The sequence below is a fragment of the Rheinheimera baltica DSM 14885 genome (assembly GCF_000425345.1).
Lineage (GTDB): Bacteria > Pseudomonadota > Gammaproteobacteria > Enterobacterales > Alteromonadaceae > Alishewanella > Alishewanella baltica.
In genome coordinates this window covers 20,549-45,581 of record NZ_AUDG01000033.1, presented here as the reverse complement: position 1 = coordinate 45,581, position 25,033 = coordinate 20,549, and the positions used below count along the sequence as shown (strand labels likewise).

The 25,033-nt window shown below is 49.7% G+C and carries 17 protein-coding genes and 1 pseudogene; 8 read left to right on the top strand and 10 right to left on the bottom strand.

What is annotated here, in order from left to right:
• Positions 1–231: helix-turn-helix domain-containing protein (locus H595_RS0112065; RefSeq protein ID WP_037054653.1), on the bottom strand; the 231-nt coding region annotated here is incomplete at its 3' end.
• Between the two features lie 104 nt (positions 232–335).
• Here H595_RS0112065 and H595_RS22245 point away from each other — a divergent pair.
• A pseudogene (locus H595_RS22245) lies at positions 336–1,220 on the top strand (IS4 family transposase); the annotation flags it as partial.
• 49 nt (positions 1,221–1,269) lie between these two features.
• Here H595_RS22245 and H595_RS0112055 read toward each other — a convergent pair.
• The 7 genes from H595_RS0112055 to H595_RS0112025 form a co-directional block, all read right to left on the bottom strand.
• A complete protein-coding gene (locus H595_RS0112055; protein ID WP_051219865.1) occupies positions 1,270–5,235 on the bottom strand; it encodes a S8 family serine peptidase in 3,966 nt (1,321 codons plus the stop codon).
• A 210-nt stretch (positions 5,236–5,445) separates the two neighbouring features.
• Complete coding sequence (locus H595_RS0112050) at positions 5,446–6,300, bottom strand: hypothetical protein (RefSeq protein ID WP_027671445.1); 855 nt, start codon at positions 6,298–6,300, stop codon at positions 5,446–5,448.
• Positions 6,301–6,303: 3 nt separating this feature from the next.
• The gene (locus tag H595_RS0112045) at positions 6,304–7,140 is read right to left on the bottom strand and encodes a DUF6999 family protein (protein WP_027671444.1); all 837 of its coding nucleotides are present in this window, start codon (positions 7,138–7,140) and stop codon (positions 6,304–6,306) included.
• Positions 7,133–7,708, bottom strand: a complete 576-nt coding sequence (locus H595_RS22240; protein ID WP_205623214.1) for an iron-containing redox enzyme family protein — start codon at positions 7,706–7,708, stop codon at positions 7,133–7,135. Before H595_RS22240 ends, H595_RS0112045 begins: the two co-directional genes overlap by 8 nt.
• 108 nt (positions 7,709–7,816) lie before the next feature.
• Entirely contained in the window at positions 7,817–8,923 is a 1,107-nt protein-coding gene (locus H595_RS0112035; RefSeq protein WP_027671443.1) for a beta-ketoacyl-ACP synthase III, read from the bottom strand.
• Complete coding sequence (locus tag H595_RS0112030) at positions 8,920–9,492, bottom strand: hypothetical protein (RefSeq protein WP_027671442.1); 573 nt, start codon at positions 9,490–9,492, stop codon at positions 8,920–8,922. The genes H595_RS0112035 and H595_RS0112030 overlap by 4 nt, the downstream gene beginning before the upstream one ends.
• 45 nt (positions 9,493–9,537) lie before the next feature.
• Positions 9,538–10,875: an APC family permease gene (locus H595_RS0112025; protein ID WP_027671441.1), complete on the bottom strand. Its 1,338-nt coding sequence runs from the start codon at positions 10,873–10,875 to the stop codon at positions 9,538–9,540.
• 273 nt (positions 10,876–11,148) lie between these two features.
• Between H595_RS0112025 and H595_RS0112020 the strand changes: the two genes are divergently transcribed.
• The 7 genes from H595_RS0112020 to H595_RS0111990 all read left to right on the top strand — a co-directional run bounded on the left by H595_RS0112020 (position 11,149) and on the right by H595_RS0111990 (position 15,423).
• Positions 11,149–11,997 carry a BON domain-containing protein gene (locus tag H595_RS0112020; RefSeq protein ID WP_027671440.1) on the top strand — a complete coding sequence of 283 codons (849 nt, stop codon included), beginning with the start codon at positions 11,149–11,151 and terminating at the stop codon, positions 11,995–11,997.
• A gap of 101 nt (positions 11,998–12,098) precedes the next feature.
• Complete coding sequence (locus tag H595_RS22235) at positions 12,099–12,821, top strand: GGDEF domain-containing protein (protein WP_051219864.1); 723 nt, start codon at positions 12,099–12,101, stop codon at positions 12,819–12,821.
• A gap of 117 nt (positions 12,822–12,938) precedes the next feature.
• Positions 12,939–13,361, top strand: a complete 423-nt coding sequence (locus H595_RS0112010) for a DUF4398 domain-containing protein (RefSeq protein ID WP_027671439.1) — start codon at positions 12,939–12,941, stop codon at positions 13,359–13,361.
• Positions 13,358–14,242: an OmpA family protein gene (locus H595_RS0112005; RefSeq protein WP_027671438.1), complete on the top strand. Its 885-nt coding sequence runs from the start codon at positions 13,358–13,360 to the stop codon at positions 14,240–14,242. The genes H595_RS0112010 and H595_RS0112005 overlap by 4 nt, the downstream gene beginning before the upstream one ends.
• A gap of 111 nt (positions 14,243–14,353) precedes the next feature.
• The gene (locus H595_RS24400) at positions 14,354–14,722 is read left to right on the top strand and encodes a hypothetical protein (RefSeq protein WP_205623213.1); all 369 of its coding nucleotides are present in this window, start codon (positions 14,354–14,356) and stop codon (positions 14,720–14,722) included.
• The gene (locus H595_RS0111995) at positions 14,712–15,122 is read left to right on the top strand and encodes a hypothetical protein (RefSeq protein ID WP_027671436.1); all 411 of its coding nucleotides are present in this window, start codon (positions 14,712–14,714) and stop codon (positions 15,120–15,122) included. Before H595_RS24400 ends, H595_RS0111995 begins: the two co-directional genes overlap by 11 nt.
• Position 15,123: 1 nt before the next feature.
• A complete protein-coding gene (locus H595_RS0111990; protein ID WP_027671435.1) occupies positions 15,124–15,423 on the top strand; it encodes a hypothetical protein in 300 nt (99 codons plus the stop codon).
• On the opposite strand, the gene H595_RS0111985 is transcribed toward H595_RS0111990, so the two are convergent.
• Together H595_RS0111985 and H595_RS22230 are read right to left on the bottom strand one after the other, a co-directional pair.
• The gene (locus H595_RS0111985; RefSeq protein WP_027671434.1) at positions 15,400–16,158 is read right to left on the bottom strand and encodes a Crp/Fnr family transcriptional regulator; all 759 of its coding nucleotides are present in this window, start codon (positions 16,156–16,158) and stop codon (positions 15,400–15,402) included. The genes H595_RS0111990 and H595_RS0111985 overlap by 24 nt on opposite strands.
• A gap of 113 nt (positions 16,159–16,271) precedes the next feature.
• On the bottom strand, positions 16,272–24,995 hold the full coding sequence (locus H595_RS22230; RefSeq protein ID WP_240474881.1) for a glycoside hydrolase family 94 protein: 8,724 nt from the start codon (positions 24,993–24,995) through the stop codon (positions 16,272–16,274).
• Positions 24,996–25,033 lie beyond the last annotated feature (38 nt).

The following is a 25,033-nucleotide window of genomic DNA, read 5'->3' as shown; positions in this document are numbered from 1 at the left end:
CGGTATCCAATCCGGCTTAGCCGCAGCAATCCGTTCCATCAGATACGTCTTGAAGGGGTCAAGTTTTGAAGCCCGATCAGCACGTTCACTATAGGCTGGCGTTTTAGCAATATCCCGCAGATACTTACGAACAGTATTGCGTGATACATGTAATGTTTTGGCGATAGCACGAATGCTTTGGCCTTGTCGGTGCAACACATGGATTTCCACTAATAACTCCTGAGTCAGCATTAAAATTACACCGCCTTAATTCAATTAATGTCGGCGGTAATTTTGCCTCAGGTGGGTCAATTTTAAATTGTCGTTAGTGGGTCAGTTTTACATTGCCGGTGACAAAAGAAAGCTACAAATGGCAACGCGCGTCAGAGGCCAACGCCGCGAGGATGGGAGAGCAGATGAGTTAGGTCATCGCAGTGTGTGACCGTGAGGCCGATATCATAGAGTACCTTCGCTATAAAACCGCAGAGCAACAACGCTTTATCGTACGCTCAATGCAAAGCCGCTGTATTGAACAAAGCGATGACAAGCTATACCGCTTCAGCAGCGGATTGAAAAGCGCCGGTGAGCGTATAGTTCATGTCCCACAAAAAGGGGGCCGTAAAGCCAGAGAAGTAGTATGTGACATTCGCTTTGCCCCTATCAGTGTGAAGACCCCAGCGAATAAGCGTGGTGATAGCCTTGCCTTACATTATGTTGGGTGTCAGGAGCAAGGTACAAATAGCGGTTTATGCTGGCACTTGCTAACCAGCGAGCCTGTCACCAGCGCAGAGCAAGCTCAACAGGTGTTGGAGCACTATGAACGGCGCTGGCTGATAGAAGACTTCCACAAATCCTGGAAAACGGGTGGTACACAAGTAGAAGACTTGCGCATGCAAAGCAAAGCCAACCTGGAACGCATGATAGTGGTTTTGGCTTTTATTGCGGTACGTATTCAGCAATTGCGCTACTTAGGGCGCAATGCTGATGAAGCAAAGAAGATACCTTGCGAGCGAATACTCAGTTCAATAGCCTGGAAAGTACTGTGGTTGAAAACAGAAAAAAGTAAACCACCTTCTAATATCCCTAATTTGCACTGGGCTTACCAAAGGCTTGGTAAATTGGCTGGTTGGAATGACAGCAAACGTACAGGTATTGTCGGCTGGGAAAGGTTATGGGAAGGATGGTTTAAACTGCAAACCATCCTGGAAGGTTACGAGCTAGCGCTGTCTCTTGAAAAGTAAATGTGATCAAGAGACAGCCATTAAGGAAGCTTTTTGCTAAGCAATAAGCTTAAGCTTTACGAAGTTTACGACGTAATCTTAAACCAGCTAATGGGACTAACAACAGGCTTAACCAGCCTAATGCACCACCGCTGCTGCTTTCTTTCTTATTCGTCACAGTCGCTGATACGCTAACCGCAGAGGTTGATACCGTACCGTCGCTTGCAACAACCGAGAACGTAACTGTTGAGTCGCTACTTACTTCAGGAGCAGTAAATGTAACGCTGTTAGACGTTGAACTTACGCTTACAGATGGACCTGCTGTTTGCGTCCAGGTGTACGTTAGCGTATCGCCGTCAATATCAGCACCGGTAACGCTCAGCGTAACACTCTTACCTTCTTCAACCGACTGTGATGCGCCTGCTGTTAAGGTTGGTGCATCATTCATTGGCGTTACCACTACGTTTACTACCGTAGGTGCTAACTCAGTGCCGCTTTCATCTTCAGCAGTGTACGTGAAGCTGTCAGTACCATTGAAGTTAGCGTTAGGCGTGTAAACTAACATGCCAGCGTCATCTACTGCTACTGCACCATTCATTGGCTCAGATACAATGCTTACGCCTGAGATCATGCCATCTGCAGCTACATTGATTTTGTTAACAGCGTGCAGTGATTCGCCGCCGCTCATAACTTTAATGTTGATTACTTTGCTTGCGTTATCAGCATCATTTGCCAATACATCAACAGCGTCAGATACGGCGTCTTCAGCAACAGTTATTGTGTCAGCAACACCTAAATCAAGCATGCCGTCAGTTTCTAACTGGTAACCTAGTTGCAGTGAACCACCAACGATGTTGTTTAGTTGCACTGCTGTGCCCGCAGCTGGAGCCGTACCCGTTCCGTTATAGAAGCGTGAAGTACCCGCACTACCTGTTGCATCTTCAGCACCAACGGTTACGTTTGCTGGTACAGAATCTACACGTAAGTAATCAAAGAACACATCTTGTTCTGTGCCACCTAGTTTGACCCATGTTTGGAAGGTAAAGCGACCAGCCGCAGCATTGTCCCACAGCTCAACATCATTCCATTCAAATACCACATAGTCAGACACTAAACCAATATGTAAAGTACCTGCACCGCTAGCACCGCCAGCTAAGTCAAAATCTGACCACATTGACGCTAACACATTGTTTGGTGCAACAGACGACGGCATTTGCTGGTTAGCAAAAGAGCCCGTTGTATCACCACCGCCAACAATAACAATACCGTTGTCACTTACAGTTATAAGGTCATAAACGTTACCGTTATAAACATAACCACCTAAACCGGCTAAGTTGAATGTTGCTGAGAACTCGTCACATTCACCTGGGCAAGCGTATGCGGTAACACCTAAATCTTTAATCGAGGTATTAAAGCCAGCGAAGCTCTGTGTGGTAAAGCGTCCAACATTCAGGTTACCTGTCCAGGCAACACGGTTTTCAGAGGCATCAAGTAAGAACTCAGCACCGTTTGACACCGCAGACATTTCTGAATCAGCAACAATCTTAGTACCTTGTGGAGCAGAGATTTCAACGCTGATTTGATCTTCGAAAGTTTTGTTGCTGAAAAACGCAGCTACATCAAGCGCTTTAGCTGGGCTAAGTGTGCCAGAACCCGCTGTTGCGATAGATGCTGCATCAGGAGTTTCTGATACATATAACGCAATTGGCATGGTCGCTGTTGGCACTGAGCTGTCGTTTGATGCAAAGTTAATGCGGCCAAACTGCCAGGTACCGTAAGTTGAAGAGGACGTATCTACCGCTAACATGAATTCAGCAGAGTCAGTGTCAGAACCCATTGCACCTAACGTAAAGGTATCATTGCTTAATTCTGCTTGAATAGCCGGGTCATCAAACTCTACTGTCGCTGTCCAAGTAGCAGCAGAATCAGCCATGTTACGCAGGGTGCGCGTTACATCACAGCTGGCTATACAAGGGTCTTGTGCCCAAGATGGTTTGTCAAAGCTTAAGGCTGCAGCGGTAGCACGTGTCAAATCTAAACGGCCTGCACCGATATCAAACGGTGTTGCTGGGGCTGAGCCGTCTTCTTTTTTCAAACCGTCGAAAACAGACGAAGAGGTTAAGGCAGTTTTAATTTCAACGGCAGTCCAGTCTGGATGCAATTGTTTCATAATGGCAGCCGCACCCGCTACATGAGGAGAAGCCATTGATGTACCGCTTTTCAAGCCGTACTTGCTACCTTCTGCATTTTCATCAGGTGAAGTCGCTGACAAAATTGAGCTGCCAGGCGCTGCGATATCCGGCTTTAAGCTACCAGAGTCACCGTTAGGACCACGAGATGAAAAATCACTCATCAGGTCAGCAAATTCAGTATCAACTACACGTTTGGTATTGCTTTCAATAACAACAGAAACTGCTGCTTCGCCATCGAGCATGGCTTCAATGCTCTCGCCGCTGGCTTTAGAAATCATTACTGCTGGTAACGTGGTGTCTGGTGCTGACATGGTAATAGGCACGCCAGCAGAACTGTTGTAAACCACCACGCCTGCTGCACCGGCATTCATTGCGTTATTTATTTTGTTGCTAAATGCACAGGCACCACGAGAAATTAATGCTACCGCATCCTTAAACGTTTCTGCCGGGAATGCTACACAGCCTAATGCATTTTCTGGGTCAGCCATAGCCGCAGACATGATTGGCCCAGTAATATTGCCTTCCAAACCTACAAAGCCTGAACCACTGCTGGCTACTGCTAGAATATCGTCGCCACCATTAATTTGGATTGTATTGGCAAAGAAACGACCGTGCGTGGTACTTGCTACTGATAAACCGCTTTCAATACATGACGGGCAACCAATAGTTTGTGCACCTGGGCCATCATTACCGGCTGCTGTAACAACAACTACGCCAGCATCTTCTGCTGCTTTAAAAGCAACTTGATATGGGCTGGTTGCTGGATCCGCACCGGCACCACCGCCCCAAGAGTTGTTGATAACGTCTGCGCCGTCTTTTACAGCCCAGTCAAGTGCTTCAAGCAACATCACGTTTGAACCACTACCACGTTGTGCTGGTGTTTGGAACAGCGCTTTATACGCCATAATATAAGCACCTGGTGCGACACCAGAAATAGTTACTTCAGAGAAACCGTCTTCTACCGGGTTGCCATCAGCATCTTTAGGTACAATGTCAGTTTGACCATTAAACTTAATGGTAACCGGGTTACCTGCAGCCGTACCCGCAACGTGTGTACCATGGCCGCCAAAACCTAGCGGACTCATATATTCGTCAGGGTGAGTTACAAATGTTGGCGTGCTGTAACGCGCTAAAACTAACTTATCATTACAGAATGCTTGATCAAATTCGCTACAGTAATCTGTGTCAGGTAAGCCATCTGGCTTAGTAAAGTTTTCACCTGAAAACATGGGGTTTCCCGGACGAATACCGCCATCGATGATCGCAACTTTAACACCTTTACCGGCGTTCATGCTGCCACCTAAGCTTTCCCATACTTGTTGTGCTTTAACAATGTTTAATGAGGCATCCATCGACTCATAGTACATTTCTTCTTTGTATACTGCGGTTACGCCTTTCATCGCACGCAGCGTATCGTAGATGTCTTTGTCAGAAGCAACGACCACGGCATTCATTACGGTGTCATAATGACGATCGACTTTTGCGTTGGGTAATGCCGATTTTAATGTAGACGCGAATGCAGATCTTTCAGCTTGTAATAAAGATGCTTGTGACTTGACGGCTGATGAGGTCATGTCAAGCTTGTTGCCAAGCTTCGCTTTGCTCGCAACGTCTGCGCTAGCCACTGCACTTAACGGTGACTGTTCTAATTTAACGATATAGTAATTTGGGAATGACTGTTTTAACTGAGAGCCTTTAATAACTTTATCGTTTTGCGTTGTTTTAACGATCTCAGGGCTGTAAGGCTTTACGTCGGTAAAGTCAATGGCGGACACGTGGCCCGAGATAGCAGCAGCAACGGAGACTGCAACTATGGATTTCAAATAGTTATTATGTGTTTTCAATGGTTATTCCTCTGGTTCCAGCAAAAATTATCTTTTTTATTTCCGATCATTAAATTACAAATGTAAAAAAGCAGATGGACTCTCGAGCATATCTCCATTAAAAAACAATTTAAAGCGATTTTTTAAGCTAAATTTCTTAATAAACAGGGCGAGTTGTAAACTAAAGTTGCACATTAGATTGCTCTTTGATGTAAAAACGCGATTTAACCTTTAGATTAAAGCCGAGAGTTTTTTTGTTAAGTGCTGTAATAAGCGTTGTTCTTGCCAATATTGATTGTGCGACAGCGGGTTCCAACTGGCCGCCAGCCATCCGAAAAAGCCGCCGCTGGCGTTCACTTCAATATCGTCAACTAATTCAGCATAGCCTGGCGATAAGTCAGCCAGGGGCCAACCCAGCACATCATCCTTATCGAAGTAGTTATGCCAGACAAAATCATTATTCGGTTTGTTAAACGGAATAATTTGCTCCATGGCGTGAGCGGCAACAAAAATAGGAATATTACACCCCGTGGTGAAAAGCGCTGTTAGACGGTCACCTCGCAAGAAGGCTATGTCATCTGCTGACAATGGTGTATCACCACTGATGCCCGCCTGATAACGGGTTATGTCCTGCCATATGCCTGCTGCAGGCTTAATGCCTTTTTTGGCTTGTTGCGCATCCCACAAATAACATGACAGCACATGACATCCCAAGGAGTGCGCTAATATCACCAGCTTGCCATCCTGGCTGAGTTGTTGTTTTGCCAGGTAGAGTGCGCGGGCAATTTTCAGCTGGCTGTAATGGTAAAGGCTATGAGGGTGTTCTTTTCGATGCTCAAGCGCCGCGGCATCAGCAAAGCCAAACAACATAAAGCGGCGTAATTTGCTCCAGCGTAGTTTAGAGCCTAGTGCCTGCCATACCCGTTGTTCGTTGTATTCTAATAAGTCTTGGTAATAAACGGTGTTGCAATATAGCTGATGCGCTTGCTGAGAAAGGCTTTGCTGCAGTCGCTGAAATAGTTCATCGGCATAATCAGGCTGGGTTTCTCCCATACCGTGTAACGTGACAAGGGCCACCGTTTTCATTGGCTATTGCTCCTGGCGTTGGCGACGTTGCTCCAAATAGGCATACAGGTGCTCGGTAAAAAAACCATGCATTAAGAACCGTTGTCCCAAATTCCAGGGCCCAACCAAATAATGCGGGTATTTGTTGTATGCCATTTCTGTCAGGGTGTTGTCGCCAATCAGATCCGCAATACGCTTGGCGATTGACTGATCCAAGTTAAAACCATTGATAGCATCGCGGTATTCTTCGCGGGTTAGTAACAGGCAAAATAAACACATAAAGAGTGCATGAGCGCTTTCAAAATCAAGCCACTGTGTGCGTTTTTCTGTTAACTGAAACGACGACATATCAATAGGTTGCCATTGTTGCCAGCTTAGCTCAGTGGGCTTTAGCGGCTGTTCGGGATGGTGCCAACTGCCCAGCTCAGCAAACAAACGAAACAGCTCTTGATCATGGTCTACGAAGCTGGCGTGCTGCATATCGGCAATGCTTTTAGGGTATAAATTTACAGGGTTAGCTGGGCTGCCAGGGCTGTTGGCAGCTAAAAAGTTAAGGATATTAGACTCTGTCGCGTAGTGTCGCAAAATTAACAGGTTAGCTTCACGGCTAACAAAGTGGCTGCAAAACCAGCAAATCAGCTTTTGCAGATGTTTGTGAGCGCTAAACTGCGGTAACGGTAAGCGTTTAAAAAACCAAATAATATGTAACAGCATGGCGAAGATAAATTGCAGTAACGGACGCACGCCCCAGCGCAGTGGGTTTTGTAAGTCTTTCAGCCAAAGATCGAGTGCCGCTTGCTCGATGGGCAATGAATTATCATTAGCAATGGCGTTTAAATACGCGCTGGTTTTTTTACTCATTTTCACTTTCTTCCAGTTGCAAACAATACAGCCGGGCGGTAACACGAGCGGTTCGCTCTATATCGCTCAACTGCTGTGGGCTTTGGCACAAGCGGTCTATTAGCTGATACAGCTTTTGCATATGGCCGTCGTCGTTGTTGCCGTGGTAGCGCATAAAACGGGTGTAACTGCCGTCACCGCCGGTAGTGTGATCAATTTGTGCCGCCCAGCTGCTGGCCATTTTTTGGCCCAGACCTTCAATAATCCTCATGGCACCGACAAGATCTACCGGGTTGGGTTGGCTAGCGCGATACATTAAAAAGCCATGCAAGGCTTCGGTGCCAATATTGCGTGGAGCGGTTTGTATTGCCGTTAACTGCCCACCGGCGGCAACATAATCTTGCTCCAGCATTTCATAATCACGGTGCTCTTCGCGGGCATGGCCAATGATAACAGAGCGTACATCGCTAAAACTGCGATCGAAGCTGGACGCGCAACGACTGATCCAACGCGAGCCTTCGATAACCTGTTGGCGCCAGTTGAGTAATAGCTGGCAGTAGTCCGCTTTACTAAACTGGCCGCGGTCCAAGCGCTAGATGAGTGGCACCCGGCCTAGTTGGCGTTCAAATTCAAACCAAACCCGCATTAATGATTGTAAGCATTGTTGGGCTTGCGGGGTTAAAACGTGTTCTGTCATTCAAGCCTCCACGACAGTCAGTTGCATATAGGCATTATTAAAGCGGCCACTTTCTGGCACCATACATAATATGGTGTCACCGGTACGGTATGTCTGCGTGCGGCGAAATTCGTCTAGCATAATAAAAATGGAGGCGCAGCCCGTGTTGCCGCGGCTGTATAAATTGCTGTACCACTTGTCTTCAGGGATACCTACGCCAGCGCGCTGCATCATGTCGAATATTTTGTCGCGAAAGTAATGTGACGAATAGTGACACAGTACATGATTAACCTTGTCTGGTTGCACTTTGCCCTCGCCAATCAAGCGTAAATAACCATCTACGCCAAGCTTAACGATATTCTCTAATAGCCTGACATCCTGGCGAATAAGCAAAGCACCGGCGGCCTCTGCCTCAGCGTAGGTGGGATAGTCTTGCCAGCTGCGCTGATCTTGCCCCGAGGTTGGATAACCAACACTCATGCACACCGGGTAGGCATCGGCATGGGAAAAACTGCGGATCCAGTCGATGCGAAAACATTGGCCGCGCGGCGTTTGCTCTAATAGCAGCGCGCCGGCACCGTCTGACAGCATCCAGCGCAAAAATTCGGCGTTAAAGTCAACTTCAGCACCAGCCGCCTCGTAGCGACTGGCTTTAAACAAACGTGATGTCAGCTCGCTGGCAACAACAAGTGCATTGTTTTGCTCACCGGCTTTTAAATTGGTGTAAGCGGCTTTTAGCGCCATCATGCTGCTGGAACAAATGCCATGGCTGCTATGCAGCTCAATATCACTGAGCCCAAGCTCGGCTTGTACCATAGAGCCAAAGCCCGGCAGTACTAAGTCGCCTTGACTGGTCGCGACGCTTAACATTCTGATGTGGCGTTTCCCCAGAAAGCTTTGTTGCAAACAATGCTCGGCGGCTTGTGCGGCCATGGCACTGTTAGATATAAAAGTGGTGTGATTAGCATCCATAGCGTAATGGCGGGTTTTGATACCATTGGATTGCAATATGCGTCTTTTTAGCCTGCTGGGCTTACCATGCACACAGCCTAATACCGTTTCAATTTGGGTGTTATCTATCGGCGGGCCGGGTAAAAAGTGGCCGCTACTGGTAATAAATACGCTCAAGCTGCTTCTCCTTCACGCTGTAAAGCCACTCGCAAACAGCGCAGATTTTCTTCCATATACGGCAAGACACAAACAATCGCCATAAAGCCCAGATAGTAGGGCAGATAGCCGTCACCGCCATGAGCATAAGGCATTGGAGTAAAGGAAAATTGTCCCTGCCAGTCCAACGTTATCAGCTTGATAAAAATGGGCCAGTTAATCACCACAATAAGCAACAACATATACAGTGGTAATGTAGCCAGATAATTGTGTGCATGCATTTCCCATACACTGATGTGGCGCTTTGGCGCGGCATAGTGCACGTCGTAATGTGCAACGGCTTCGTGTGCCAACCAGGCTGCAATGCAAATAAGCAAAATAAGGACATTAACCTGAAACAGTAAGCACAGCAGTATCGGCAACGCCATTTGCAGGCCCATCAAAGAATGCACGAGAGATTCTTTTAAGCCAGAAGTATGTTCAATGCGGGTTGCCCGATGGCAGCACCAGTCAACAAAACCGGCAATACCCCACAACGGTAAAAAGACGTACAACATTAACTGGATTAATAGCTGGCTGGTTTGCAACACCTTACTCCTTCTGGTGCAGTGACAGCGCAATACTATAACCTAAGGTTAACTTTTTGTAGATGATATTTTGCGGTTTTGCCACCTGGCCAGCCAGTAAAGCACCGTACCCAGTAGAACAAACAATGCTGAAACAATAGCCGATGATAAGCTGATTTGCAGCGCTAGCCAGCCACAGGCAGCAATGCCCAGCAGCGGGATAACATAGCCACCGGCTAAGACAAAACTGGTCGATGTAGCCATTTTTGGCCTCAGTATAGGCACTGCCGCACAGGTTAGGCTGTAGAGTAGTACGCGGGTTAATACCGTGGCGGCGGCCAGCCATAAAAAAGAACCATACAAGGTAAGTAACAACGCCAGTGCACCAAAAAAGGCAATCGAGTTTGCCGGCGTTAAAAAGCGTGCATTTACCTGACCAAACCAGGCGGGCAGGCTACCGTCTTCTGCCAGTGCGAAACTGGCACGTGGCGTGGAAAAAATAGCGCCCAATAAGTTCGCTGCAACAGATGCGACTACACCCAGCATTAATACTAGCGCGCCGACACTGCCAAACAAGGTGTTGGCAACATCCAGCAGCGGTGTGCTGGAGCTGGCAATAGTGGGCACGGCAGCAACGCTAACGAGTTGAATGCCAATATAGAGTAGAGTAACCATAGCAAGCCCCAGAATTAACGCGCGGGGAATATCGCGGGCGGGGTTAGTTGCTTCACCGGCAGGTACTACCACAGATTCAAAGCCAACAAAGGCATAAATCAGTAACAAGGTTGCTGCACCAAAATTATAAGTATGTTCACCACTAAACACACTGCCGATATGCATACTGGGCAATACCATAGTGCCAAGTGAGATAACGCCGGCGACGACAAGCATAACCAGCACCAGAAACTTAATAAGCGTTAAACCGGCCAGCGAGCGCATGGTACGCACGGAACCAACGATATTAAGCAGTGTAAGGCTGGTGACAATAAGGCTAAGTAACAGCCAACGGTTAATGCCTGTGGTGGCGTCAGGCCAAAAGTAGCCAATACTGTCTACTAACAGCACGGTGTTAGCGGCAAACGATACCAAACGGGCAATGTAATACAACCAACCGGCCTGGAAGCCAATAAAAGGTCCAAACGCCGCCGTACCATAGCGTACCGGGCCACCACTACCCCGAAAATAACTGGCTACTTCCGCCATGCTAAGCAGTATCGGCAGGATTAACAGAGCGCAAAAAAGGTAAATTAGCGGGCTAAATTCGCCAGCAAGTTTAGCTGCGCCGCCGGGTAAGCCAAAAATACCTGCGCCTATTAATCCATTTACTACCAGCAACCACAGGCTCCATACCCCCAAATTACGCGGCAGGCTGGCTTGGCTAGTATGGGCTTTGGAGGTGTCAGGCATGGCAAGTCTCTCAGGCGGTAACGAATGCGATAGTGGGCACTATAAAATGAATCATCACGTTATGCACCTTTAAGCGCGCTGGCGTACCGATGGCGTTATTGCATTTGTTTATAGTCCATTACCTGCCAGCGCATTTTTGTGCTGACTGAGCTGTGAATGAGGTTTCTATGAGCAACCACAAAGATCAATACAACGGCGAAAAGGCCAACCGAAGGCTGCTGGTGCGGCATTAACGCACTGGGGCAATTATTTCTGTCTTGGAAGGATTATATTATGAACACGTTAAATTCAAATTGGATGTTGGCAACGGCAGTCGCGTTGGCACTAAGCGGTAACGTTATGGCGGATGAAAACATGTCAGCTAAAGAACCGGGAGCGACGCTTGTGAATGCACGTCAGGAAGCACAAATTTGGACAACCTATGCGCTAAGTCCCTATCTTCGCTCCATCGACATTAGCGTGTCTGTGCGGGACGGCAAAGCCACACTAAGCGGTAACGTTGAAGAAGATGTGCATAAAGAGCTGGCAGGAGCCATTGCAGCCGGTGTTAACGGCGTAAAAGATGTCGACAACAAGATTAAAGTGGATGCCGATTACAAAAAGCCTGATCGTGGCGATAGCCGGGGTTATGGCGATGTCGTGGATGATGCCACCATTTCCACCGTAGTAAAGTCGAAGCTACTGTGGAGTAAGCATACAGAGGGTATGGAGACCGAAGTTAAAACCACAGACGGTAAGGTAGTGTTAAGCGGCACGGTTGCTAACATCCAAGCCAAACAGCAAGCAGAGAAACTGGCGAAAAATACTGATGGTGTGCGTTCGGTAGATAACAAATTAGTTGTGAGCAATAAAAAAGCCAGCCACAAAGGTGATGACAAAGATGATGCGGACGAGAGCACTTTGATTGCCGACAGCTGGATCACCACCAAAGTAAAATCCATGTTTATGTATTCCAGCAGTGTAGCCAGCTCAGACATTTCGGTTAATACCGACAAGGGTATCGTAACCCTAAATGGCACTGTCGATAGCGGCGTAGAGCAAGCACTGGCAATTGAACTGGCGCAGAATATTCGTGGTGTTAAATCCAGCCAGCTTGTTTTTTTAAGCGTTTTTTTCCATTAATGTGCGGTAACGCACATTAATGCTTAATGGTTCGCGTTATTTTTGGTTACAACAATTTAACTTGATGTTTGTGGCTTAACAGTAAAATGCCAGAGGATATTATGAATGAACCTCAGTATACCAACCTGCATGCGCTGCGTCATGTAACATTGCAGTTGAATTATGAAGCGTTAAGTGCAGAGATGATTCGCATGCGCTGCGAAGTATTACTGCAACATAATATTTGGTATCAGCAACAACAGCAGTTGCAACAGGATAAAGCGTTGTTAGCTGTGGCATTGCTTCAGGCTGGGGCGATGAATGCGTGTACGCAGACAAAATTGCAACAGCTGGCTCACGACAGCCAATGCGATGTGTTAACCCAAACACTTAACCGCGGCATTATGTTGGATCGCATTACACATGCCATCAGCGTAGCCAAGCGACAGCACAGCCAGTTTGCTTTGTTATTTATTGATTTAGATAAATTTAAACCCATCAATGATCAGTATGGCCATGATGCAGGCGATAGCGTGCTGCAGCAGGTGAGTAGCCGTTTAACCGATGCCATTCGTGATAGCGATGCGGTGAGTCGCCATGGTGGCGACGAGTTTTTACTGCTGCTAAATGATATTAAAAATAGCCAGGACGTCAGGCTTTTTACCGACAAGTTAGTCAAGGCGCTGGCGCAGCCCTATGTGCTGGCGCACGGCAATGTTACGGTGCTGGCCAGTATTGGTGTGGCGTTATTCCCTGAACATGCAGACACGGCAAAAACACTGATCAGCTATGCAGACGCGGCAATGTACCGAGCGAAACAACAAGGTGGTGGCTGCGCCTGTTAAAGTTCAAAACTCAGCTGATATTGCAATGCGCGCTAGCGCACCGACAAGGATGTTGGCCTGCTCTACAGTAGCGCAGGGTGCACTTTTGCTGCAGCCGGGGTTTATCAGGAGCCACCGATGAAAACATCCACTATTAATTCTGCATTTATTTCCTTTCCGTTATACCGAAGCGCTGCCAAAAGCAGTTTTTTGCTTGCGGCTTTATTGCTAGCGGCTTGTTCTGCTTCACCTAAGGTGCCGTTGGCAGAAATTGCGTCGGCAGAGCAGGCTATTGCTAATGCTGAGCGCGCTCAGGTTATTCGTTACACCAGTACTGAGTTAAATACTGCGCGTACTGAGTTGACGGCGGCGCGCAATGCGGTACTGGCAGACAACCTGCCGCAGGCACAGCGGCTTGCACTGCAAGCCCAGCTTAGCGCTGAGTTGGCCATAGCTCAGGCAGACTTGCTTAAAGCCCAGGCAGTTAATAAAGATATGCAGCAAAGCATTGATGCGGTGCAGCAAGAAGCTCAGCGAAACCTATCCGGAGGCACCCTATGAACGCCATTAAACATTATGCTAAAACCGTGTTGAGCTTAAGTGTCGTTAGCCTGTTTCTGGCGGGCTGCGCAACCGCACCCAGCAGGCCCGAGGGGGCAGCAAATGTTCGCCAACAACTGACTACGTTGCAAAGCAATAGGCAACTGGCGGTGTTGGCACCATTGGCGATAAAAGACGCGGAACTTGCTGTTATTGCAGCAGAAAAGCCAGAAAAAAATACCCTGCTGGCCAACCATAGAGTCATTATGGCAGAGCGAAAAGTGACGATGGCCAGCACAGAGGCGCAAACCCGGCAGTTGGAGTTAGAGCGAAGTGGATTAAGCCAGCAACGTGATGCGGTAAGGCTAGATGCACGGACGCGTGAGGCCGCCAATGCGCGAGCTGATGCTAATGATGCACGCAGTGACGCCGAGTTTTCCCGCACGCAGGCCAGTAATGCCAGAGCTGAAGCCACTAAAGCGCGTGAGGCCGAAACGGCAACCGCGTTAAAGGAAAAAATAGCCGAACTGAATGCACGACCTACAGATCGCGGATTAGTTGTGACCTTAGGGGATGTGTTGTTTGACACCGGCCAGGCTAGTTTGAAAAACAGCAGTAGCATTCATCTTGATAAATTAGCATTGTTTTTAAATGCTTATCCGTTGCGTACCGCGCAAATAGAAGGTCATACCGACAATGTCGGCTCTGAGGCGGCGAATATACTGTTATCACAGCGCCGTGCTGATAGCGTTAAAACCTTTTTGATGGCACAAGGCATTGCAAGTAGCCGGTTGAGCGTTGCTGGTAAAGGCGAAACCAGCCCGCTGGTCAGTAATCTTTTAGCGGATGGCCGTCAGCAAAACCGCAGGGTAGAAGTGGTTATTGCCAACCTTGATGAGTAAACAAAATGTGTCCGCTAAGCGCGCTGGCGCACTGAGCCGGCGTTTACATCAGCGCATACTGGTGTCTTGACAGCGACAATGTTGCCGTTGTTGCACCAGAGCGGAGTTTTTATGGATAAGCCACTAGATACAAACAGTACCAACAACACCCACAACACCTTTAGTCGTGGTGTCGATTCCGCATCAGGCAGTATGCACCGGGCGATTGACAGCGCTGCTGATGCGGCGTCACCGGCCATCAAACAGATGACCACCAGGGCACACAATACGGTGGATAAAATAGCAAATGGTGCAACTCATGCCGCCGATGCGTTGGCGACAAAAAGTACGCAACTACACCAGTTGCAGCATCAACTCACTGAGGGGACGCGTGCACAGGTACGTAGTCACCCGTTGATGTCGTTGGGCATTGCACTGGCAGGCGGCGCCTTGTTCAGTTTATGGCTTAGCCGTCGCTCGGGTAGCAGTAATGCCGGCTGATACAACAAAGGCACCCGCTTCGGCGGGTGTTTCTGCATCAACTGATATCAGTGCTGCCGCCGTTGAATGGTGGAAGCAGGCCAGAGTGTTGGCATACAATCAATTGCAACTGTTTACCCTTGAGGGCGAACGGGTAGCCATTAGTATGGTGGCGTTATTGGTGTTTGGCCTACTGGCAGGCTTGCTGGCGCTGAGCCTGTGGTTTGCGGTATTGGTACAAGTTCATTTATTCGCACTGTATTGTGGTTTTTCAGCATCTCAGGCACTGGGAGTGGTGATGGTAGCCTTGTTGCTAGGGCTATGGGTAGTGCTGCGCCGCTGTCGTTATTACAGCCGCTTATTGCGCTTTCCGGCAACAATGCAAAGCCTGAAGTCTGCTGTTGCAACAGCAGGTGAATAGTATGTCCAATCTCAATCTTCGTATCGACCAGTTACAACAGCAATTACCCCAGCAGCGTGAGCAGTTGATGGCACAAACCGCTTTGGTAAATGCGGCACTGCGCGCCAGGCTAACGTCACCAACGGTGCTGGTACTGGCAACGGTAAGCGGGGCCTTTATCGGCTTATGGCTGCGTAAACATGATGGCAGCGAGGCAGATATTGCTCAGCATAGCACTGGGCATACCCCGTATACTTCAGTGTTGTGGCAAAGTGTATTTCAGCACAGCATTCGCGAGCTATGGCGTTCCTTGCTTAGCTGACCGCCGTTGCATGTTATCTGCGGTGGGTTCGCCGAGTAGTCGCCGGTAGTCATCTTGCCCTGCCTGATAACATTCGCATGCCGCATGCTGCAGCGCATCACGGTTTAAAATACTTATCATCCCTCTACTGTAACTAATCAGTTGTTGCTGCTGCATAATGCCGGCGGCAACGGTTACACCACTGCGTCGCACGCCAAGCATATCGGCCAAAAACTGGTGTGTTAGGTGAAAACTGTGGCTATGTGCCCGGTCATAGCTCATTAATAACCAGCGTGCCAGGCGTGAATCCAGCTCATGAAAATGCGCACAGGCAGCATTTTGTGATAATTGCGACAACAGTACAAATAAGTACTGCTGTAATAAATGCTGTAATTGTGGACACTGCAACAGCAATTGCTGCAAGGTGGCAAGGTTAATACGCCAGGCAGTGCCAGCGCCTTGCACTATCGCCTGCATAGGCGCTGTAGTAATCCCCAGTGCCAGCGTAACGCCCAGCATACCTTCATTACCAATTAACCCCATCTCTAATGGCTTATGCCCGGTCACTTTAGTGACCAGTGAAATAAAGCCACTAAGCGGGAAATATAAGTAGCGGTAGTGCTGCTGGCTTTCGCACAACACACTACCAAATTCCAACTCGACAACTTCACAATGTTGCAATAGCAATATTCGTTCTTGCTCTGAGAGCAAATTAACCAAATGATTAGTGATCGGCGCATAGGGTAATGCCGACATGGCGGAGGCCTTTAGCACGGGCGTTGCCAAATTGGCACAAGACAGGTGCTGTGCCGCCTTGAAAGCTGATTATACGCCCCGCCATACTGGCGCTCTGTGCGCTACGGCACGCATTAATTGCTAACTTGCATGCGCCAGCTTAGCGTGTGGCTGTTGTTATCCAGCGCCAATATAATGCAGGTTGTGCTAACAAATATTGCTGAACCGGCTTCAACCACATTGTCATCCAGTGTTAATACCGCTTGTGTAGAAGTAAGCGTACTCTGCTGGCTAATATGTATTGTATAACGGCTGCTGCCAATATTAACGGTAGCGCTAAAACCAGGCCAATCTGCGGGTAAACAAGGTGCCAGGCGAATATGGTTGCCATGACGGGTTAAGCCAAGCAGGCTTTCAATGCCGGTACGATACATCCAGCCTGCAGCACCGGTGTACCAGCTCCAGCCACCACGGCCAATATGCGGTGCCACTGAATAGATATCCGCCGCGACAACATAGGGTTCAACTTGATAGCGGTTAACGTCTGCTGGTGTAAGCGCATGATTTAGCGGATTTAACATGCTAAACAGTTGATGGGCGGTAGCAGCTTGCCCCAGTTTGGCAAACGCCATGACAACCCACATAGCCGCATGGCTGTACTGGCCGCCGTTTTCTCTTAATCCTGGTGGGTAACCTTTAATGTAGCCAGGGTTGCGTGAAGTTTGGTCAAATGGCGGGGTAAACAGCAATAATAACTGTTGCTGCTGTTTTACCAGCTGTTGTTCTACAGCCGCCATAGCTTGTTGTGCGCGTGCGGGTTCTGCTGCCTCTGATAGCACGGCCCAGGATTGTGCAATCGAATCTATCTTACACTCTTCGCTATGCTGGCTGCCCAGCCAGCTCCCGTCGTCAAAAGTAGCACGTTTATACCAGTTATCATCCCAACCATACTGTTCCAGCGCATTGAGCAATTTGGTGCTGTGGTCTTGCCATACAACCGCGCGCGGGTCGTTGCGCGCCGTGGCTAGCGGCATAAACTGGCGTAATGTGCAATGCAGCAGCCAGCCCAGCCAAATGCTTTCGCCTTTACCCTCGTTGCCCACCTGGTCCATACCGTCGTTCCAGTCACCACTGCCGATAAGCGGTAAACCGCGATTGCTGCTAAGGACAATGGCTTGATCAAGGCCGCGGGCACAATGCTCAAACAGTGGCGCGGTGGCGTCGGTTGGCATGGGTTGAAAAAAGGCATCATGCTGGTGTGGCCCCAGCGGTGGGCCTTGCAAAAACGGGATCTTGTTATCTAACACGTCGATATCACCTGAGGTAGCAATATAGCGGGCACAGGCAAAAGCTAACCAGACTCTGTCATCAGAAATACGGCTGCGTACGCCTTGGCCGCTATGAGGTAGCCACCAGTGCTGTACGTCACCCTCAGCGAATTGACGTTGTGCCGCGCGCAATAAGTGCGCCCGGGTAAGTTCTGGTGCGCAAAAGCTTAGGGCCATCGTATCTTGCAGTTGGTCGCGAAAGCCATAGGCGCCACTGGCTTGATAGAATGCGGCGCGGGCATAAATGCGACAGGCAATGGTTTGATACAATAACCAGCCGTTAAGCATAATATCCATGGCGCGATCGGGCGTTTTAACCTGTACTGCCTGCAGTAATTGTTGCCAGTGTTGGTGCACTTGTGTCAATACGGCGGTTAAATCTGCTTGTCTATAATGCTGTACCAGCGCCAGAGCGCTGGCTTTGTCGGCCGTTTGGCCAAGAAAAAACACCAGTTCTATTTGTTCGCCGGGTGCCAGGTTAACGCTGTGCTGCAATACCGCGCAGGGGTCCAGCGCGGCACCACTGCTACCGTTAAGTGCGAGTTGCTGAATCAGTGCTTGTGGCCGACTATTGCTTTGGTTACGACCAATAAACTCGGCGCGATCGGCAGTCCAGCCAGACAGTGGCGTGCTACTGCCCAGCGCGGCGAAGGCGACTCTGCCGGCAAACGCGGTCTGCCAGGGGTTTTGTGCCAGCAACACCTTGTTGTCATGATCAAACTCACTAATTAAGTACGGCGTACTGGCGGCGCGATCGCGGCCCAACACCCATTCCGCGTAGGCAGTAACCTGCAGTTTTCGCTGTGTTGTGCCGGTGTTGTGTAACGTTAGACGGGAAATCTTTATTGGATGGTCCAGCGGGACGTATTGCAGCAAGCTAAGCCTGATCCCACTGGCCTGATGTTGAAAACGGCTGTAGCCAAAGCCATGGCAGGCACTATAGTGGCCACCGTCGTTAATCGGCGAGCAGGTAGCCGTAAACAGCTCGCCACTTATTTCATCTTGCACATAAAGGGCTTCACCACTGGGGTCGATAACCGGATCATTTGACCAGGGCGTTAACTGGTTTTCGCGGCTACTTTCGGCCCAGCAATAACCACTGCCACTAGCCGACACCTGAAAACCAAACTGGGCATTGGCAATCACATTTAGCCAAGGCATAGGCGTGCGTTGGTAATTATGCAGCAAGATAACGTATTCGCGGCCATTACTGGCAAAGCCGCCTAAACCATTAAAAAACTCTAAATCTGTACTCAGGTAGTCAGCGGTCGCACGGCTATATATGTTGCCCTGCGGATTGGCGGGCGTTGGTAGTGTTTTAACCGGCGCGGCAGGCTGCAGGGTTGGTGCGGCAGCGAAGCGCTGCAGTTGGCGCTGTAAAGTGCCACGCCGTGCATACAATACTACCCGGGCGATGGACGCCAGTAAGGCTCTGCTGCTCACGTTCATTAAGTCGCCGCGTAATGTATAGACATTGCCATTGGCAAGCTGCGGTGCATTTTCCAGCGGCATCGCTGTTGGCCGACTTTGGCTGCTGCGTACTAACGCCTCTATCGCCGATTGTAAATCTTGAATATAAGAATTAGCGCGCTCATTAATTATCACCAGATCAATAGGTAGCCGTTTCAAGCGCCAATACTCGTGTGCGCGCAACAACTGGCGCACGGTGTCCAAGTCTTCTGCATCGTCAATGTGCAGTAATACGATGGGCAAATCACCCGATATGCCATGTTGCCAGATGCCTGACTGTGGGCCTGCACCACGGCTTATAGCCGCAGGCGGTGCCCGAAAATGACTGTCGTGGTAAAGCAATGGCGCAGTTAGGCGCTGGAACAGTGCGGCTTCAGCCACGGTGATACCCAGATGACGCAATTGCACCTGTGCCAGTGTCCAGGCCAGTGTTGCAGCGCGTTCAAAAGCACTGTATTCGTTATGTTGGCTGATCAGTTGCAGCAGTTCGTCACGAGAGCGGGCAACCAAGGTCCAAAAAGCGACTTTCAGTTGTTTGCCAGGCGCCAGCGTTACCGAAGGGCGCAAACTGAGAATGGGGTCAAGTACCGTACCGCTACTGTTGCTTAATGGTTGGTTGTGTTGCATGGCATCTGCGTGTTGCAGGCTGGTGCCCTTGCCATAAAACTTTGCCCGGTCTGTTTCGTATTGCAATGGGGCGCTGCTGGAGCCTTCAAGCACGACAAAATGCCCCAGCCAGATTGGCTGTTCCTGGGCGGTTCTTGGCCGACGCGTCGCAATAATAGCGCCATATTCGCTGACAAACTCCGTTTGGACAAATAACTTAGAAAATGCCGGATGCGCGTTGTCGCTGGCGGCGCTGCTAAGCACCAGTTCGGCGTAGGAGGTAAGTTCCAGCTGCTGTTCTTGTTGGCTGTGATTACACAAGCTAATGCAGCGTACTTCACCATTGTACTCGGACGACACCACAACGGTGAGCTTGGCGCTAATATTGGGCTGTTGCACGCTAAATTCAGCACTGTCTTCGCTAAAGGTGGCCACATGTTTATGCTGGGCGGGGGCGTTGTTTGTCGGAAAAGGCTGTAGGCTGGCGGCCCACGCCAGCGCGTTACTACGCTGGCGCAACAAAATGTAGCTGCCGCAGTTGTCCAGGCTGCTGTCGGCGTGCCAGCGCGTTATGGCAATGCCACGCCAATGGCTGTAGCCACTGCCTGCCGCACTTAGCATTACGCTATAATTGCCATTGCTCAGCAGATGGGTGTGAGGTGAGCCTGGGGCTGTTGGGTCTAACCGGCGCTCGGTGAGCGACTCACTGCTGATGCCTGCAGCAATGGTTACCGCCTCGGCTTTGGGGTGAATGTTCAACACGTCGCGTGGTACGCGCTCTTGCAGCAACAGTTCGCAGGCGCTGATCATGGGTTCGCGATGGAACCGGCTTCGCATCACACCCTGCTGTAGTGTGTTCAATATGGCAATTAAGGTCATGCCTTGATGATGTGCCATAAAACTTTGCACCAATACCGGCTTTTCAAGATCAGGTAAGCGTGTGGGGGTATAATCAATAGCTTCAAAGAAACCATAGTCAGCAAGGGCGCCCATTTTTTCCAGCCTGGCAAAGTTGTCGCATGCAGCGGGTGCATCCACCATACTGGCTAATGCAGTGGCGTAAGGGGCAATCACCAGATTTTGCGCCAGCCCGCGCTTTAACCCCAAGCCTGGCACGCCAAAATTAGAATACTGATAAGTTAGGTGCAAATCACGGGCATTGTAGGCAGATTCAGATATACCCCAGGGGATATGGTGTTGCCTGGCATAGCTAATTTGCCGCGCCACAATAAGCCGGTTGCTTTGCTCCAGCAAACTGCCCACAGCAGCACGCATTACCAGTGAGGGCATAAGGTATTCAAACATAGAACCAGACCAGGATAACAGCGCTGCGCCTGCACCCAGTGGCGTAGCGCTTCGACCGAGCCGGAACCAATGTTTACTGTCGATATCGCCCTTTGCAATGGCAAATAAGCTAGCGAGGCGTGCCTCGGAGGCAAGTAAATCATAGCAGCTACTGTCGAGTTGATTATCGGGGACCGCATAACCAATCGAGAGCAAATTGCGCTCGGTATTTACCAAAAAGGCAAAGTTCATTTGCATTGCCATGTCACGGCTTTGTGTTGCCAACGCCGCTAAGCGCTGTCTTAAGCGGCGCTGCTCACCTTCATAAGCCTGATAATCCTGATGATGCTGATTAAGTGTCTGCACGAAAGCTTGCAAATAAAACTGCAGGTTATGGTTAGTATTGCTGCTGGCATCCTCTGTATGAACATCTGTGGCATGCTCGGAGTATAACGATAGCGCGCTGCTGGCTAGCGCCAATACGGTATTATGTCGCGCGGCAAGGTTAACGGGCGTAGAGAGTAAGTGTGCTAGCTGCTGCAATGTACGGTGTAACGGGGAGTAATACGCTACTTCGTGATCACCATCTTGCAGACTAAGTTGGGCTAATGCCAGGGTATCCGATAGTCCTTGCAGCGCCAGCGGTGCTGATAAATCTTGCTGCAAGTCTTCCAAACTATTCGCCAGCGCCAACAGATGCCCGGCTAAATTGCCGCTGTCGACCGAAGAAATATAGGCCGGGGCTAACGGTTGCAGGCTCTGGGTGTCATACCAGTTAAAAAAGTGTCCCTTAAACAAACTTAGCTGCTGCAAGGTAGCAAAGGTGTGTTCCAGTTTTTCTACGCTGGCGGTGGTGCCAAGCCAGCCAAAATCACGCGCGGTAATTATCGACAGCAAGTACATGCCAATATTAGTTGGTGAAGTACGGTGAGCAATAACGGGCTCGGGGAGTTGTTGGAAATTATCTGGTGGTAACCAATTATCTTCAGCAGTGACGAAGCGTTCGAAAAATCGCCAGGTACGACGTGCTACTAAACGCAGGTTATTCGCCTCATCGACTGACAGCGGTAGCGTTTTCTGCTGGTTTGTTGGCAGGCTAAGCCAATACATCAGCGCGGGAGCAAGGCTCCACAGCGTTAGAAATGGCATCAACAACACAACATTATGTGGCGCCCACCACACCACCATACCGCCACTTAACCAGGCCAATAACACTCCCGGCGTCATTTGGCGATAGTAGCCAGCCAGCGTAAGCCGTTGCTGAGCGCCGTTTTGCGCGGCGGTAACCCATTGCAGCAGATGTTTACGGCTAAATTGCAACCGCCACAGCGTAATGCCAACGGCATGGCTCATTCGCCAGGCTTGATCGGCAAGTAACACAATATTTAGCATGCTTTGCGTCAGCGTTTGAGCTAAGTCGGTTAGTAGATTGCCATACAGGCTGCGAAGCTGAATTGCGCCACCATTTTGCAGGATGCTATGGCGGGGTAATAGCGTAAAGCGGCGGGTAAGTATGGTAGGCAGTAGCAGTATAGCCAACACCACTAACGTGGCGTTAATCGAGACCGGCATTGGCAGTAAAAGTACCAGCAGCAGCGCAACAAAGCCGGCGGGGCTCAATAATGAGCGGCGCAGGTTATCGAGCATTTTCCAACGTCCCAGAAGCGGGATATGGGCTTTTATGCTCGACGTTGAAGCAAATATAGCCCGGCACAACCAGGGCAGTAATTGCCAATCGCCGCGGGTCCAGCGATGTTGCCGTTTTACCGCGACATCATAGCGGGTGGGGAAGTCTTCCACTACTTCGACATCTGACACCAAACCGGCCCGGGCAAATATGCCTTCAAACAGGTCATGGCTTAACATGCTGTTGTCGGGTACGCGGCGGTGCAGGGCGGCACTAAAGGCATCGACGTCATAAATGCCTTTGCCGGTAAAAGAGCCTTCAGTAAATAAATCCTGATATAAATCTGATACCGCGCTGGCGTAGGGGTCAATGCCCGCTGGGCTAGAACTTAAGCGCAAATAACGCGAGCTCTGGCCGGTTAATGCCAGCGCTGGAGTTACCCTAGGCTGTAACACACCGTAGCCAGCAATTACCCGTTGCTGCAGGGGACAAAACTGTGGCTGATTCAGCGGGTGTGCCATTTTACCCACCAGTTTAATGGCCGCATTTCGCGGCAAGCGGGTATCGGCATCCAGTGTAATGACGTAACGCACATCTGCCGGCACCAGGTTAGACAGCTGTGGATATTCTGCGCTGCTGCCACAAAACAGGTTTTCGCCAGTACCTCGCAATAGTAGGTTTAAGGCGACCAACTTGCCGCGTTTACGCTCGTGGCCCATCCAGGTGTGTTCACTGGGGTTATATTCACGTGTGCGGTGCAGTAATAGAAACCGCGGCCCGGCAAGGCCTATGCCATAACGCTGGTTTAACGTGACCATACCCGTTATTGCTTGTTGCAGCAGGGCATGGTCGGTTGACAGGTGTTGCGTTGGCGCGTCAGTAAAATCTGTTAGCAGCGCAAAGCTGATATCGCCAAGGCCAGCTGCCAGATAATGTTCTTCTAAGCGTTGTAGCTGTTGGCGCAAATCTGCGCTGCTGGTAATTAATGTGGGTACCACAAGCAGCGTACGCAGTGCTGACGGTATGCCCTCTGACAGCTCCAGTGCCGGTAGTAGTTTAGCACTGCTGTAGCGGCTGGTGATATTTTGCAGTAAGGCGCTGGCCAATTCACTAAGTGGAATGGCCGCAACCAGCACGAGCCAAAACCATTGCAGGCCCGTTGTGCCGAGTAACTCACCAACGAACAGTAACAATAGGATGCTAAGCAGCGAAAACACTGACAAATATGCTGCCACACCGCCTTTGGCAATGGCGAAGCGTAACCAAAATTTAATGTTGCGTTTAATGTTTAACTGGCGTGCTAATGCGGCTTTGCCGTTGCCAAGTAAATAGTAGCCGCAGTCTGCTTGCCGTGCTTGCTGCACCGGGTCTTCGCAGTGTATGGCGGCAATGCTGGCATTGTGCAACACGGTGGCGGTAACCTGTTGTTCTGTGCATTTTGCACTACGAGCCAGTTGTTCGATGGCGTTGCGATACAGATTACGGCTGGCAAAGTCCATTTCTGCAAAGCGACTGCCCGCAACCAGTTGTTGATCCACCAGACTTACGCTTTCAAACAAGTCAGCCCAGTCGATAGCGGAGATACGGCGCATGCTGGTAATAACATTTCGCACGCTGACATTGGACGCCCCGAGTCGTTGCTGGGCGCGAAATACCACATCATCGATACTGTCTTCGCGCTGGCTGAGTTGTTGGCTAAGCCAATGCAAAGCCGGGGTGACACTGGGATCTTGATCTCGCAACCGCTTGGCCAGTTGGGCGGCAAAGTTGTCGTTGAGCGGGATGTCGTATTTTTTAACTTCGTCTTGCCACTGTACACCGGCAATTAAGGCATCAGCGAGGGCGTCGGCCGCAGCGCGTTGTTGCAGACCAAGGCTAATTTGATCGGTTAATCGGCGTAGGTTTTCAATTAATACAATGCGCAGCGTAATGGCTATGGCCCAAAGTTCACCAATGCTTAGCGCTTGTACTTGCTGATAAGCCGTTAAAAAGCGTTTCAAAACAGCCGGGTCAAAATGGCTGTCGGTATGAGCAATAAATGCCCAGGCAATACCTAATACCCGTGGGTAGCCGCGAAAAGGGCCGTTGGCCAGTTTGGGCAGTTGCCGGTAATACCCCGGCGGTAGATCGTCACGAATTTCACGGATTTGTTGCTCAACAATATGGTAGTTGTCGAGTAGCCATTCTGCCGCTGGCACAATACTATGACCTTTTTGCAGTTCAGCCGCACTAACATGATATGCCGCTAGCAGAATATTGGCGTTCGCGGTAAGCCGTTGTTGTAATGCCGGGCGGCAGTATTGGCGTAGCTGTGGTAAAACACCCTTGTTGCTGTCAACGGGCTGTGCTGCAGCCAAACTGTGGGCGTGCTGCTCCAGGCGCTCAACGCTAAATAGCTCGGCACGTATCGGTGTGGTTTGCTGCCACAGTTCGGCAGAAAACCACAGCATGTTGTGTGTGCGCAGCACGAAGAACGGATAACCAAATACTGTGCAGACAGACCTCCACACCGTTAGGCTGACGGTTCGAATAAATAAAGGCATAATAACCTGTAGCGAATTGCGTTGAGAGAGGCAAAGTA